The sequence below is a fragment of the Macrococcus armenti genome, assembly GCF_020097135.1.
In the GTDB taxonomy this organism is placed as follows: Bacteria; Bacillota; Bacilli; order Staphylococcales; family Staphylococcaceae; genus Macrococcoides; species Macrococcoides armenti.
Genome location: NZ_CP083608.1, coordinates 1,619,141 through 1,632,810, shown reverse-complemented (window position 1 = coordinate 1,632,810; position 13,670 = coordinate 1,619,141). Strand labels below are relative to the sequence as shown.

Genomic DNA, 13,670 nt, shown 5'->3' with positions numbered 1-13,670 from the left:
GCAATCTCCTTATTGGTTAATTTACCTAGCAATTATGCATTATCTTCCTCGTTTTCGTCAAGTAATATTTTTAACAGATCATTGTGGCTTTTTTCGAGGTGCGTAATAAAGTCAGGACCATAAATTTGGGCGACGATAAACTTAAGTTCGGTAAATGCCGGAAGGTCGAACATGAGCTCTTTATAGTTACTCGCAGCATCATAAATTCGATCATCTGATTCTTTATATCCTTTATATGTTTCGTATAATACTTCTTTACCTTTTTCAGTGAGCTCTAGATATGTATTACGTTTGTCAAACTTACTTTTAGGCATCGTTAAGTAACCGCGTTTTTCTAAGTTTTTTGCAAAATTAAATACGGTTGAAACGTGCATTACGCCGTACTGACTCACTTCTGAAATCGTTGCTTTTTCAAGATTTCTTATAATGACAAGAATGTGGTGTTCGTTAATATTTAAGTCATATGGCTTAATCCAGTTCTGCCAGTCTTTTTCTACAGTTTTCCATAAAGCTTTGCTTAATTGAGAAACTTTGTGTGTAAATAACATTTTGTCGATAATTTCTTTTTCGCGTTCTCGCTTCATCGTTGTCCACCTTCCGAAATATGACAAATCCTTTATAATAAATGTCATTTCATAATATATTAATAATAATATAAAAAAAAGTATGATTGTAACATCATACTTTTAACTTTAATAATATTATTTTAGCATAGTGCAAATTGATTATGAATATTTATTCTGAATTTTTAATATATTATTTTTTAGAGATTTCCTGAATAATTTCATCTTTACGGTTATTAATGTTTTCAACATTTTGTTTAATGCTGTCAATATTCGGTGCGATATCTGATTTAAAATCTGTAATCATCGTTTTAATTTCATCAGCCATCGCACTCATTACATCTTGAGTTGCCTGCTTTGTATTTAAGATAGAAACTTTTAAATCTGCGCTATCGTTTTTGAGTTGACTTACTTGTGCTTTCGCATCATTCGTAGTTGACTTAAACCCTTGCTGTAATTCTTTGCCTGACTTTGGCGCGTTTAATAATGCAGCGACAGTACCAGCTGCGATACCAACACCAAAACCAAGTGCAATACGTGATAATTTCATATAAAATCCTCCTTTTTAAATATTATACCCATATATCAATAGAATATGTGCGAAATCGTTAGTCAATTGCGCTGCTAATACTATTTCTTAATTCGTCCATATTAAATGCATCAGGATGTGTCTCCCACTTATAACCGAATCCATCTGTATCATCTTTATATCTCGGGATAATGTGGAAGTGAATGTGGAATACGGATTGATCAGCAAATGAACGATTGTTCTGGATAACGTTAATACCGTCCGGCTGAAATGCTTTATCTACCGCTTTCGCTACTTTTTGAACTGAAGCGATGACATGTTTTAAATCTTCAGTATCAATTGATAGAATATCTTCGGCAGCATTTTTCGGGATTACGAGCGTATGACCTTTAGATACTTGAGAAATATCAAGGAAAGCGTACGTATAATCATCTTCGTATACTTTATATGAAGGAATTTCGCCTTTTAAAATTTTACTGAATACTGTTTCTGACATAATATAACCTCCCAAATTGTAATTATTTCTATTATATAAGATTGTATCAAAATAATCATGACATACGTTATAATTGTAGCGACAATCATGAATTTGATACAATGATGAAAAACGTTTGAATGGAGAATGACCATGACAGTGAAAGTGACGAATTTAACAGGTGGATATGGTAATCAACCTGTAATACATAATATTGACTTTGAATTGCCAAAAGGTGTCATTACTGGACTCATCGGATTAAATGGTGCGGGTAAAAGTACGACAATTAAACATATGCTTGGATTGTTACGCCCGATTTCAGGTGAACTTTCTATCGATGGTGTTTCACTGAGTACGCAACCTTATGAATATCGTAATAAACTTTCATATATTCCGGAATCACCTGTATTATATGAAGAATTAACGTTACAGGAACATATTGATATGACGGCGATGGCATACAATATCCCACTCGATAGTGCAATGGAACGTGCATTACCATTACTTAAAGTTTTCAGGCTTGAAGATAAATTAAAAGCATTTCCGTCATACTTTTCTAAAGGGATGAAACAGAAAGTGATGATTATTTGTGCATTTATTGTAAAGCCCGCGCTTCATATTATTGATGAGCCATTCTTAGGTCTGGATCCGCTTGGCATTCAGTCGATGCTAGATCTAATGGTGGAAGCGCGTAATGCAGGGCGTACTGTACTGATGAGTACACATATATTAACGACAGCTGAGAAGTATTGTGACCGCTTCCTGCTCATGCATCATGGAAAGCTTATTGCACAAGGCACACTTGCAGACTTACAGCAGCAGTTCGGTATGGAACACGCATCGCTCGATGAGATTTATATACACGTAACAGGTGACTGTCATGAATAAGGCACGTCAGTTATTTTTAAGAAGAAAGGCGATAAACGACAAAGAAATTGCGCATTACAGCAAATACATCTTTAATGGTCATTTTGTTATCTTTTTAACGATTGCATTCGGTGCATTAATGATGCAGTATTCACAGTTGTTAAAGCACTTGCCGGATAATATTAACTACAACTTAATTATCGGTGTCATCCTTGCATTGTTTACAGTGACGCCGCTCAGAACTTATATGAGAAGTGCAGACAGTATCTTTCTGTTAAACTTTGAACGCAATATGAATACGTATTTTAAATATGCAATTATTAAAAGTGGTACAACGCGTATAATACTTTTTATTATAATAAGTATAATTTTAACGCCTCTTTATATGGAATGCACTGCATCTGTCATCGGATTAATATGTGCTGTAGTGATCGGTATATGGATGATATATAGCGGGCTTATAATGCGCTATTATATGATGAAACTATCAATTGAACGTATATACATCAGTTTGCTTATCTTCCTGATGTCACTCTCAAGTATATATTGTGCGCTGGAAGGGATACCTTCTATTACAGTAACAATCTTGTTATTATCTTCCGGATATATATATTTACTGAAAAAGAATGCGGAAATGCGATTGTTGGACTTTGTAGGGTTTATCGATTATGAGCATGAACGTTATCAAAGCCAGAATAAGATAATCAATATGTTTACTGATGTAAAAGGAATGAAAGATAAGGCAAAACGCAGAAGATATATGGATGTATTACTACCGAGAAAATCAACTTACACACAAAAACATATGTTTGAATTTCTGTTTATTAGAAACTTTGTAAGAAGCAGCGATAACATGTGGATAATAATACGGCTCGTTATAATCGGATGTTTAATGATGTGGCTTATTCACGAACCGATCGTTGCGATGATTATCGGTATGTTTTTCTGTTATGCCATAGTCATGCAAGTCTCACAGTTTTATAAGATGCAGGCATTCAGCTTATGGCCGAAAGTTTGGCCAACGCCAGAGCAGCTCGTATTAAAAGGATTTAAGCAGTTTATGCTGAAACTATGTATAGTAACGACAACGATTTTTGCACTGAGTTACATCGTTATATACCCAGCACAATTTTACTATGTGTTATTGATGTATGTGATTTTACTATGGACGACAAACAACGTCACGAAAAAGATTGAAAAACGTATGAAACTATTAAGAGATTAATAACAAAGCACCCATATCAAAAAAAGATAAGGGTGCTTCTATTTATGGTTCGAGCGGTGCTAAATGTTTCGTGTAATAAATGTTATTAATAAAGTCCTGAGCCTGATATTGCTTTAATGCTTCTTCACTTAAATAGTTACGATAGAAGCTGCTCTTTTTGAAGTCGTTCAGATGCGCTTTCGTATCAAACTGTATAGTGTATACGTACGTCTCACCGCGTAAAGGTTTTAACAATCTGAATGCATGATACCCTTCATACTGTTTTAATGAGTGCAGTGGTAAAACGTTCGTATCGAATACATCCTGTCTTGATTCACTGACGACAAAGTAAATCATTAACGTCGGTAATTCAAGTAATGTATTATCCTGCATAAGCACTTCAAACGACTGTGGTGCACTAAACAGCGTATCTTCATTCGTTTCTTCATATAAATACGTATTATCTTCACCTGCAAATGGTAAGATATTACGATGTTTATGTTTTTTTACGATCTGTTTAAGAAAGAATTCTGTACCATATGTTATATATGTTTTCATCATTATCACTCCTTTTATTATTAATACCCGAAATTGATGTATATATGTCAGTTTTATGACATTGTTCATAAAACGTTTAACTACTGTGTTTGTATGATAAAATCGACTTATATATTAATAATAGGGGGAAATTTGCTTTGAATCAATTTAATGATACGATTTTAAAGGCTGCAAGAGGAGAAAAGGCAGATCATACACCAGTATGGTTTATGCGTCAGGCAGGTCGCAGCCAGCCAGAATACAGAAAGATAAAAGAAACACATAGTTTATTTGAAATTACGCATGATCCGGAACTTTGTGCGTATGTTACGAAGTTACCTGTAGATCAATATAATACAGATGCGGCAATCTTATACAAAGATATTATGAGCCCGCTCGGTGCAATAGGTGTAGATGTAGAAATTAAATCAGGTATCGGTCCGGTTATCGACAATCCTATCCGTTCTAAAGCAGATGTAGAAAAATTAGGTGAAATTCATCCGGAACAAGATGTACCTTACATTTTAGATACGATTAAACTGTTAACGACAGAACAGTTAAATGTACCATTAATCGGCTTTACAGGTGCACCGTTTACTTTAGCGAGTTATATGATTGAAGGTGGACCTTCTAAAAACTATAACAAGACGAAAGCGATGATGTACGAAGCACCTGAAGCGTGGCATTTATTAATGGAGAAGTTAGCAGATATGTGTATTACATATACGCACGCGCAAATTGATGCAGGTTGTAAAATGATTCAAGTATTTGATTCGTGGGTAGGCGCATTGAACAAAGCGGATTACCGCCAGTTTATCGCACCGCATATGGAACGTATATTCCGTGAAATTAAAGCTAAAGGTGTACCGGTAACAACATTCGGTGTCGGGGCAAGTCACTTAATAGAAGAATGGAATGCATTACCGGTAGATGTACTTGGTCTTGACTGGAGACTTCAAATTGAAGAGGCACGTAATCTAGGCATTACGAAGACACTTCAAGGTAACTTAGATCCAGCAATATTAATGGCACCTTGGCCAGTAATTGAATCACATTTAAAACGCATATTAGATCAAGGATTACAAACAGATAGTTACATCTTTAACTTAGGGCACGGTGTATTCCCAGCAGTACAACCGGATACGTTAAGACGTGTAAGCGCATTTGTACATGACTACTCAAGCGCATATAAAGCAAATCAATCATAAGGGGAATGAACATGAAAAAAGGATTACTCGTAATGGCGTATGGTACGCCATATACAGAAGCGGATATAGAACCATATTATACGCATATTCGCCATGGCAGAAAGCCGAGCGATGAAGCGTTACAAGATTTAAAGGATCGTTATAAAGCAATTGGAGGCATATCTCCGCTTGCCGGAACGACAGAACGTCAGGCAGAAGCATTAGTGAATGCATTAAATCGTGCGACGGGGGAAGATTATAAACTATATATCGGCTTAAAGCATATTGCACCATTTATCGAAGATGCAGTTGAACAGATGGCAAAAGACGGTGTTACAGAAGCGGTAACGATCGTTTTAGCACCACACTATTCAAACTTCTCGGTCGGAAGCTACAATAAACGTGCAGCAGAAATTGCTGAGTCGCACGGTATTAAGATGAAACATGTGAATGACTTCTATAAACAGGATAAATTTATTGAATTCTGGACAGAAGAAATTAATAAAACAGTAAGCAATATCCCGGCAGAAGCAATCGATGACACAGTTTTAATCGTAAGCGCACATAGTTTGCCTGAGAAGATTAAAGCGATGGGAGATCCTTACCCTGAGCAACTAGAAGAAACTGCTAAGCTTATTGAGTCGCGTACGAATGTTAAACACGTTGCGACAGGATGGCAGTCTGAAGGGAATACACCGGATCCATGGCTTGGACCAGATGTACAGGACTTAACGAGAACACTTCATGCGCAACAAAACTATCAGCACTTTATTTATGCACCAGTTGGGTTTGTATGTGAGCATCTGGAAGTGCTGTATGATAACGATTACGAATGTAAAGTTGTGTGTGACGATTTACATGTTAACTACTATAGACCGAATATGCCGGAAACACATCCGCTATTTATCGGTGCGATGGTAGATGAAATATTATCTGTAATTAATTCATAGAAGAGAGCTGTGATATTATGAAGCGATGTGCAATTATTGGTGCTGGTATAACAGGATTATCAGCAGCATATTATTTAAACCAGGAAAGTCAGGACTATGCTATCGACATTATAGAAGCGAGTGACACACCAGGTGGTAAAATCAAGACGTATCGCAAAGATGGTTATACGATAGAACTTGGTCCTGAATCATATTTAGGACGCAAGAAAATTATGACAGAACTTGCTACAGAAATCGGCATGAAAGATGACCTCGTCATTAACAATACAGGGCAGTCTTACATTTATGCAAAAAATAAATTATATCCGATTCCAGGTGGCGCAATATTAGGAATCCCGACAGAAGTTCGCCCGTTTATTACGACCCGTTTAATTTCACCAATCGGGAAGTTACGCGCGGCGATGGATTATGTAATTAAACCGAAACCGATGAACCCGGACGTATCTGTTGGCGCATTTTTCAGACGCCGTCTCGGTAATGAAACACTTGAAAACTTAATAGAACCATTAATGTCAGGAATCTACGGTGCAGATATCGATAAATTAAGCTTAAAATCAACATTCCCGGACTTTAAAGTGACGGAAGAAAAGCATGGCAGCTTAATTAAAGGGATGCGTGCAAATCGTAAGAAAATTAACAGTAAAGGGCCAAAAACTGGACAGTTCAGACAATTTAAGAATGGACTTGAAAGTTTTATTGAGCGACTCGCTGAAGTTGTAACGGAACGTGGCGTACAAATTAAATATAACAACAAAGTGCAGGCAATAAAGAAGACAAATTCTGGTTATGAGATTACAATTAATGGAGAAACACATCATTACGATAGCGTAATTGTTACAGTGCCGCATACAGTATTTAAAGATTGGTTTAATGATGGACCGCTGGATTACTTCCAGACGATGAAAACAACAAGTGTCGCGACAGTTGTAATGGCTTTTGATGAAAGCCAGGTGAACAATAAAGCGAATGGAACAGGGTTTGTCATCGCGCGTAATTCAGATACAGTTATAACAGCATGTACGTGGACGGATAAGAAGTGGCAACATGCAGCACCGAAAGGTAAAACATTGCTGAGAGCTTATGTTGGCAGACCTGGAGATAATGTAGTGAATGAAAATGATGATGAAACAATTGTAAAACTTGCGCGCAAAGATCTGGATAAAATGATGGATATTTCAGGAGAGCCGGAATTTTCAATCGTTACGAAATTACCGAACAGTATGCCGCAATACGAAGTAGGACATATCGACAAAATACATGCAATTCAGCATTATATTGCAACACATTATCCGAACCTTGTCATTACAGGTGCATCATTTGAAGCAGTTGGATTACCAGACTGTATCGCTCAGGCACAAAAAGCAGCACTGAAAATTGCGCATCGTTAACAGGAGGTCCATATGAAGTTTATTCATAATAACAACATCACAGATCCGACGCTTAACCTTGCAATGGAAGAGTATGTACTCAAACAGTTACCGAAAGATGACTCGTACTTTCTATTCTATGTAAATGAACCATCAATTATTATCGGAAAAAATCAGAACACATTTGCTGAAATCAATCAGTCTTATGTAGATGATAATCATATACATGTCGTCCGCCGTATATCAGGTGGCGGAGCGGTATATCATGATCTTGGGAATTTAAACTTCAGCTTTGTAACGAAGGCAGATGAAGATAGTTTCCATAACTTTAAGAAGTTTACGATGCCAATAGTAGAAGCATTAAACGCATTAGGTGTTGAGGCAGAAATGAGTGGCCGTAACGACTTACAAGTAGGTGAACGCAAAATTTCCGGAAACGCAATGTTCCAGTCTGGTGACAGAATGTTCAGCCACGGTACTCTTATGTTAAACAGCGATATAGAAGAAGTTGTGAAGAGTTTAAGTGTTAACGAGAAGAAATTGATAACGAAAGGCATTAAATCTATTCGTTCACGTGTTGCCAATATTCAGGAGTTTCTTGATGCGCCGATGGATATGGAAACGTTTAAGAAAACGTTACTCCGTTCAATATTCAAAGGAGACAACGTTGAAACATATGAATTAACAGATGAAGACTGGAAGAACATCGAAGCGTTAAGCAACGAGAAATATCGCAATTTTGACTGGAATTATGGTAAGAATCCGAAGTATAACTATGAAGTAAAACAGAAGTTTCCTGGAGGTATGCTCGAACTTAAGATAGATGTACGACACGGCATCATGCAGGACGTTAAAATTTACGGAGATTTCTTCGGTGTCGGTGAAATAGCACATATCGAAGAGATGTTAAAAGGTTTACCACATCAGAAGCAATCAATAGCAGATACATTCGCGAAAATTGATTTCGCACATTATTTCGGTAGGGTGACGAAAGAAGAATTTTTAAGCTTAATCGCAATATAAATAAAACAAAAATGAGCGTATATTCATGGATTACCGTGAATGTACGCTCATTTTATTATGTAAGTAAACACTTATAATTCCTCCAGCTGCTTAAGTTCATTCGTATACTGATAAAACGCCTGTGCATCATTTTGTAATAAAGCATCGTCAATTAAAGCAGTTAAATCACGTTTTTTCTGAGCTTTAATTGCGTCGTCAATGATGAGTTCAATATACAGATTGTTTAAGTTTGATACGAACGTTTCTAAACCATTTAACTGTGCCTGATAATTGTTCATATGAACGACCCCCTAAATTTTAAAATAAAAAATATAAAATGAATAACAAATGATTAATAAAGAGTATAAAACATAACAAATCAAATTGCAATATAATTCTGAAAATTAAAATTATTATATGATACTATAACCTAAAACGCATACTGATAAACAATAAAAATATAAAAAGCTAAAAACAACAACAAAAACAACAAATAATTAAAAAATATTGAATAAAAAATAAGAACGCTAAAATAATGTAAATTTTTTAAAATCTTATCTCGATTTAACAAATGTTAATTGGAATCACCTATAATTAAGTTAACATTCGTTAAAAAAGGAGACAAATATGGCGAAATATATCATTACAGATAAAACGATGTATATAAAATGTCACTTTGAGAAGAAAAAACATTGGTCCGTAGTCGGTGAATTTAATGAAACACCATTTATAGTAGAAGAGAAACCGATACAAATAATAGAAGCGTCATGTCTGTTTTATCATTCATCATATGAAAACAGAAAACTCGCAACGAAACTCATTGCCAATATAACGACTAAACCACCAGTAGCGGTGAACCCAGAAAGTGATGCTTATTTTTTCCCGACACATAGCGATCGCTCTAAAGAGCAAAGCTGGATTAACCTGCAATATGTAGATGGATACAAAGATGGAGATTACTTCGATACAATCGTATATTTTGACGATAGAACGGAAATATCATTACCAATAAGTAAATATGTATTTAACTCACAATTTATCAATACAATTAAGCTGGAATATTCATTGCGCAATAAATTAAAGAAGCAGGAACGTATTACGAAAGGGGAAATAGACGGGAAAGTTAACCCGAAACTTGTTGAAATACTCTCGCTGTATTCATTATTATAAGGATAGTGTAAAAGTAGCATAAAAATATTTGCTAAAAGTATTGACCATTCATGCTGAATTGATATAATAGTATTTGTTCACTAATTGATCCACAGTAGCTCAGTGGTAGAGCTATCGGCTGTTAACCGATCGGTCGTAGGTTCGAGTCCTACCTGTGGAGCCATGGAGATGTACTCAAGTGGCTGAAGAGGCGCCCCTGCTAAGGGTGTAGGTCGGGTAACCGGCGCGAGAGTTCAAATCTCTCCATCTCCGTTATGAAGAACAAGGCAATCGCCTTGTTCTTATTTTTTTATTTTTAATTGAGAAAACAAAAATGTCATAATTGGATGAAATGATGATGTTATTATATTTTATTATATTAATCCATATTAAGAGGTTATTTACACTTTTTTAATATTGCATTCATAAAATTAAAATGATATATTATATAAGTACTTGATTTTGAGACACAATTTATTATTATCGCGGGATGGAGCAGTCTGGTAGCTCGTCGGGCTCATAACCCGAAGGTCGGTGGTTCAAATCCGCCTCCCGCAATTATTAAGTGGTCCCGTGGTGTAGCGGTTAACATGCCTGCCTGTCACGCAGGAGATCGCGGGTTCGATTCCCGTCGGGACCGCCATGTATGGCTCAGTAGCTCAGTCGGTAGAGCAAAGGATTGAAAATCCTTGTGTCGGCGGTTCGATTCCGTCCTGAGCCATCTTTTATTATGTAAGGCGATTGTGGCGAAGTGGTTAACGCATCGGATTGTGGTTCCGACATTCGTGGGTTCGATTCCCATCAGTCGCCCCATTGATTAAGCGGGTGTAGTTTAGTGGTAAAACCTCAGCCTTCCAAGCTGATGTTGTCGGTTCGATTCCGATCACCCGCTCCATTTTATCCACAGTAGCTCAGTGGTAGAGCTATCGGCTGTTAACCGATCGGTCGTAGGTTCGAGTCCTACCTGTGGAGCCATTCAGGCCCCTTGGTCAAGCGGTTAAGACACCGCCCTTTCACGGCGGTAACACGGGTTCGAATCCCGTAGGGGTCATACAATCAGAAGTGAAATATCGCTTCTGATTTTTTATTTTGATTTGATTTATTTTCATGTACATGGATCGTTGTCCGAGTTGGCTGAAGGAGCACGCCTGGAAAGTGTGTAAACGTATAATTGCGTTTCGAGGGTTCGAATCCCTCACGATCCGCTAATATTTTTGTTTTATCATTCAAACCGAACTGTGTTGAACGGCACTGTTCGGTTTGTATGTTTTTGTGTAATATTATATTAATGGTAACGATGCACGATATAAGTACGATATCACGTTATTTTGAGAGGGATAATGATATGTATATTGGACAATATAAAATGCGATGGATGTTTTTTGTAATCGGTCTTTTAGTTATGGGGTTTGGTGTTGCATTAACGATTAGAGGAAAGCAATTTGGTTTAGGTGGCTGGGATGTTTTTCATTATGGTTTATGGAAACAGTTTGGCTTATCGATTGGCCTGTGGAGTATTATCGTCGGCATTTCAATAATATTATTTACGGTTGCTGTGACGAAAACATTACCGAAGATGGGTGTTTATATGAACATGTTTTTGTTTGGTATGTTTATTGATATTTTTAATTATATATTACCGGAAGTTCACGGTTTTTGGTTTCAGTTAATCGTTTATGTTGCAGGTGTTGTAATATTAGCGTTCGGTATTGCATTATATATTACACCGCAGCTCGGTGCTGGTCCGAGAGATACGTTTATGCTTCTGATTATTGATAAAACAGGCCTAAGTTTAAGTACAGCAAGGACGTTAATGGAAGTAATCGTTATGTTTGCCGGATGGCTTTTAGGTGGTCCTGTTTCTTTAGGTACGCTATTTATCACATTTATGCTTGGACCGATGATTCAAAGGTTTATGCCTGTAACGAAACGTCTGATAGAAATATGGGTGAAGCCTGCTACGCATAAAATGTAGTGCGCTATTGCGTATTACATGATTATCGCTATAATAAATTTAAATACTATAGAACGGTCAAGGTGATGTTATGAGAGACAAAGTTTCAACGAGAAAAGTGTTAACAGAATTAAATTATCCTGTAAGATATAAGCGTTTTTCTAAAATATTTAAAAGAATTAAAAAGTCAGAACGCCGCTTCTTTATTAAGTTATTAAAAGTCATCTGTAATGATATTAAAAATAAAGAATTGATTTACTTTGCTTCTTATAGCCAGATTAACTTAAATCAATCAGGACTAGTCATATTAATGCATGATCGCATTGTACTGATTCATAGTAAACCGAAATCTAAGCGTAAGCTGTATGATGTTATTCCGTATCATAATGTTGAAGATGTGGATTTCGAAAAGCAGGAAGATGGTATGGGTAATTTATTTCTTAAAGTGCAGCGTGAATATTTAAGTGATAAGTCATATACAATTCGCCTGATTAATAACGATGACTTGCCACAGATGACACAATTTATTAGAATTAAAATATCTGAAACGCATTAGGGGGATAATTATGGCAAATATTGATAAACTTGTATCATATGCAGAATTAAAGCTTGGCCAATTTGGTCATGAGTACAGAGAAACACATGGCGAAGCAGAAACGCACGAAATTGAACCATCTTCATATGAAGTAAGCGGCAGCAACATCATTGTTCATTATATTAAAGAGCAGTATACAATCGATTTAAACCAGGCTGGTTTAAAAGAAGCTGTTACTGCTGAAGATGCACAGGAAGTTGTAAATCGTTTAAATGAATTTTTTAAACATGCATAATAAATAGAAGGTGTGCTCAATTGAGCACACCTTCTTTATATTGCTGTTAAACCTGCAAGGTATAAACCGATTGCAAAGAGTAAACCGAATACGGTATTGAATTGTCCAGTCACTTTCATAGCTGGCATAAGTTCGATTGGCGTATTACCATGCAGGAAGCGACGTACTGCTTTAATTGGTAAGTTGAAGCTGAGTAATATTAATAGCATAAACAGTGAGCCATATGGCTTCGTAAATACTAAATAGAAAACGGCTAAGAAACTTAATAAATAAAGTGCAGCCATCGTATAAATTGCAATTGTTTTTCCGACTAGAATAACGAAAGTTTTTCTGCCGCTTTCTTTATCTTTCACGCGGTCACGAATATTGTTTGCCATATTAATCATTCCGATGTTGATGGAAATCGGGATACTCGCAATTGCAGGATAAGCATGTAAGTGACCTGTCTGAATGTAGAACGTAATCATAATGATGACATAACCCATGAAGAAACCTGCGAATATTTCTCCGAACGGTGTCCATGAAATTGGAATAGGTCCACCAGTATAGAAGTAACCAACTGCCATACATACTAAACCAACAAGCAGTATAAGCCATGATGAATTTGCACAAATATATATACCGATTATCGCAGCGATAACGTAAAATGCAATTGCTAAGTTATAAACAGATTTCGGAGACATACCGCTACGTACAATTGCACCACCGATGCCGACAGATGTATGATCATCAAGGCCACGTTTATAATCGAAATATTCATTGAACATATTCGTCGCAGCTTGAATAAGTAAACACGCGATAAGCATTAAAATTAGTAAATCCATGCGAATTTCAGTAAAGTATCTCGCACATGCTGTACCGACAAGTACCGGTACAAAACTTGCTGTTAGTGTATGTGGACGCATTAGGTGATAGTACTTTTTAAACCCTGCATGAGTCTGTAAGTGTTCCGACATTTTTCATACCTCATTTATTATGTGATGATTAAATTTTATGCATAAAACGCTATTCCGTCAATAAGTATATAAATTGTCATAAGTCTATAGAATAATGGTA

16 protein-coding genes and 10 tRNA genes are annotated in these 13,670 nt (G+C 36.3%); 20 read left to right on the top strand and 6 right to left on the bottom strand.

Annotated elements, in window-relative coordinates; all coding sequences use genetic code 11:
- Window positions 1–32 precede the first annotated feature (32 nt).
- The 3 genes from LAU42_RS08620 to LAU42_RS08610 form a co-directional block, all read right to left on the bottom strand.
- The gene (locus tag LAU42_RS08620) at window positions 33–584 is read right to left on the bottom strand and encodes an HTH-type transcriptional regulator Hpr (RefSeq protein WP_224183193.1); all 552 of its coding nucleotides are present in this window, start codon (window positions 582–584) and stop codon (window positions 33–35) included.
- A gap of 172 nt (window positions 585–756) precedes the next feature.
- A complete protein-coding gene (locus LAU42_RS08615; RefSeq protein WP_224183192.1) occupies window positions 757–1,113 on the bottom strand; it encodes a YtxH domain-containing protein in 357 nt (118 codons plus the stop codon).
- Window positions 1,114–1,171: 58 nt separating this feature from the next.
- Window positions 1,172–1,588, bottom strand: a complete 417-nt coding sequence (locus LAU42_RS08610) for an HIT family protein (RefSeq protein WP_224183191.1) — start codon at window positions 1,586–1,588, stop codon at window positions 1,172–1,174.
- 132 nt (window positions 1,589–1,720) lie between these two features.
- Between LAU42_RS08610 and LAU42_RS08605 the strand changes: the two genes are divergently transcribed.
- Complete coding sequence (locus tag LAU42_RS08605; protein WP_224183190.1) at window positions 1,721–2,455, top strand: ABC transporter ATP-binding protein; 735 nt, start codon at window positions 1,721–1,723, stop codon at window positions 2,453–2,455.
- Entirely contained in the window at window positions 2,448–3,659 is a 1,212-nt protein-coding gene (locus tag LAU42_RS08600) for an ABC transporter permease (RefSeq protein WP_224183189.1), read from the top strand. Before LAU42_RS08605 ends, LAU42_RS08600 begins: the two co-directional genes overlap by 8 nt.
- Window positions 3,660–3,701: 42 nt before the next feature.
- Here LAU42_RS08600 and LAU42_RS08595 read toward each other — a convergent pair whose 3' ends face one another.
- On the bottom strand, window positions 3,702–4,199 hold the full coding sequence (locus tag LAU42_RS08595) for a hypothetical protein (protein WP_224183188.1): 498 nt from the start codon (window positions 4,197–4,199) through the stop codon (window positions 3,702–3,704).
- Window positions 4,200–4,333: 134 nt separating this feature from the next.
- On the opposite strand from LAU42_RS08595, the gene hemE reads away from it, so the two are divergent.
- The 4 genes from hemE to LAU42_RS08575 are packed head-to-tail and all read left to right on the top strand — an operon-like array spanning window position 4,334 to window position 8,702.
- On the top strand, window positions 4,334–5,383 hold the full coding sequence (gene hemE, locus LAU42_RS08590; protein ID WP_224183187.1) for a uroporphyrinogen decarboxylase: 1,050 nt from the start codon (window positions 4,334–4,336) through the stop codon (window positions 5,381–5,383).
- Window positions 5,384–5,388: 5 nt separating this feature from the next.
- Window positions 5,389–6,312, top strand: a complete 924-nt coding sequence (gene hemH, locus LAU42_RS08585) for a ferrochelatase (RefSeq protein WP_224183186.1) — start codon at window positions 5,389–5,391, stop codon at window positions 6,310–6,312.
- A 14-nt stretch (window positions 6,313–6,326) separates the two neighbouring features.
- Window positions 6,327–7,700 carry a protoporphyrinogen oxidase gene (gene hemY, locus LAU42_RS08580; RefSeq protein ID WP_224184786.1) on the top strand — a complete coding sequence of 458 codons (1,374 nt, stop codon included), beginning with the start codon at window positions 6,327–6,329 and terminating at the stop codon, window positions 7,698–7,700.
- A 12-nt stretch (window positions 7,701–7,712) separates the two neighbouring features.
- Window positions 7,713–8,702, top strand: coding sequence for a lipoate--protein ligase (locus tag LAU42_RS08575; protein ID WP_224183185.1), 990 nt, complete (start codon window positions 7,713–7,715; stop codon window positions 8,700–8,702).
- A gap of 71 nt (window positions 8,703–8,773) precedes the next feature.
- Here LAU42_RS08575 and LAU42_RS08570 read toward each other — a convergent pair whose 3' ends face one another.
- Window positions 8,774–8,980 (bottom strand): IDEAL domain-containing protein, encoded by a 207-nt coding sequence (locus tag LAU42_RS08570; RefSeq protein WP_224183184.1) that lies wholly within the window; start codon window positions 8,978–8,980, stop codon window positions 8,774–8,776.
- A gap of 328 nt (window positions 8,981–9,308) precedes the next feature.
- Here LAU42_RS08570 and LAU42_RS08565 point away from each other — a divergent pair, with 328 nt between their 5' ends.
- The 14 genes from LAU42_RS08565 to LAU42_RS08500 all read left to right on the top strand — a co-directional run bounded on the left by LAU42_RS08565 (window position 9,309) and on the right by LAU42_RS08500 (window position 12,614).
- The gene (locus tag LAU42_RS08565; protein ID WP_224183183.1) at window positions 9,309–9,851 is read left to right on the top strand and encodes a competence protein ComK; all 543 of its coding nucleotides are present in this window, start codon (window positions 9,309–9,311) and stop codon (window positions 9,849–9,851) included.
- An 88-nt stretch (window positions 9,852–9,939) separates the two neighbouring features.
- Window positions 9,940–10,014, top strand: a tRNA-Asn gene (locus LAU42_RS08560).
- 1 nt (window position 10,015) lies between these two features.
- Window positions 10,016–10,103, top strand: a tRNA-Ser gene (locus LAU42_RS08555).
- Window positions 10,104–10,314: 211 nt separating this feature from the next.
- Window positions 10,315–10,388 (top strand) — tRNA-Met (locus tag LAU42_RS08550).
- 9 nt (window positions 10,389–10,397) lie between these two features.
- Window positions 10,398–10,473: transfer RNA gene (locus LAU42_RS08545), tRNA-Asp, on the top strand.
- A 5-nt stretch (window positions 10,474–10,478) separates the two neighbouring features.
- Window positions 10,479–10,551, top strand: a tRNA-Phe gene (locus LAU42_RS08540).
- 16 nt (window positions 10,552–10,567) lie between these two features.
- Window positions 10,568–10,643, top strand: a tRNA-His gene (locus tag LAU42_RS08535).
- 8 nt (window positions 10,644–10,651) lie between these two features.
- A tRNA-Gly gene (locus tag LAU42_RS08530) sits at window positions 10,652–10,725 on the top strand.
- Window positions 10,726–10,730: 5 nt separating this feature from the next.
- A tRNA-Asn gene (locus tag LAU42_RS08525) sits at window positions 10,731–10,805 on the top strand.
- Between the two features lie 4 nt (window positions 10,806–10,809).
- Window positions 10,810–10,881 (top strand) — tRNA-Glu (locus tag LAU42_RS08520).
- A gap of 64 nt (window positions 10,882–10,945) precedes the next feature.
- A tRNA-Ser gene (locus tag LAU42_RS08515) sits at window positions 10,946–11,035 on the top strand.
- Between the two features lie 140 nt (window positions 11,036–11,175).
- Complete coding sequence (locus LAU42_RS08510; protein WP_224183182.1) at window positions 11,176–11,805, top strand: YczE/YyaS/YitT family protein; 630 nt, start codon at window positions 11,176–11,178, stop codon at window positions 11,803–11,805.
- Between the two features lie 70 nt (window positions 11,806–11,875).
- Window positions 11,876–12,340 (top strand): PH domain-containing protein, encoded by a 465-nt coding sequence (locus tag LAU42_RS08505; RefSeq protein ID WP_224183181.1) that lies wholly within the window; start codon window positions 11,876–11,878, stop codon window positions 12,338–12,340.
- A 10-nt stretch (window positions 12,341–12,350) separates the two neighbouring features.
- Window positions 12,351–12,614 (top strand): hypothetical protein, encoded by a 264-nt coding sequence (locus LAU42_RS08500; RefSeq protein ID WP_224183180.1) that lies wholly within the window; start codon window positions 12,351–12,353, stop codon window positions 12,612–12,614.
- Window positions 12,615–12,649: 35 nt separating this feature from the next.
- On the opposite strand, the gene LAU42_RS08495 is transcribed toward LAU42_RS08500, so the two are convergent.
- Window positions 12,650–13,570, bottom strand: coding sequence for a 1,4-dihydroxy-2-naphthoate polyprenyltransferase (locus tag LAU42_RS08495; RefSeq protein ID WP_224183179.1), 921 nt, complete (start codon window positions 13,568–13,570; stop codon window positions 12,650–12,652).
- Window positions 13,571–13,670: the final 100 nt, after the last annotated feature.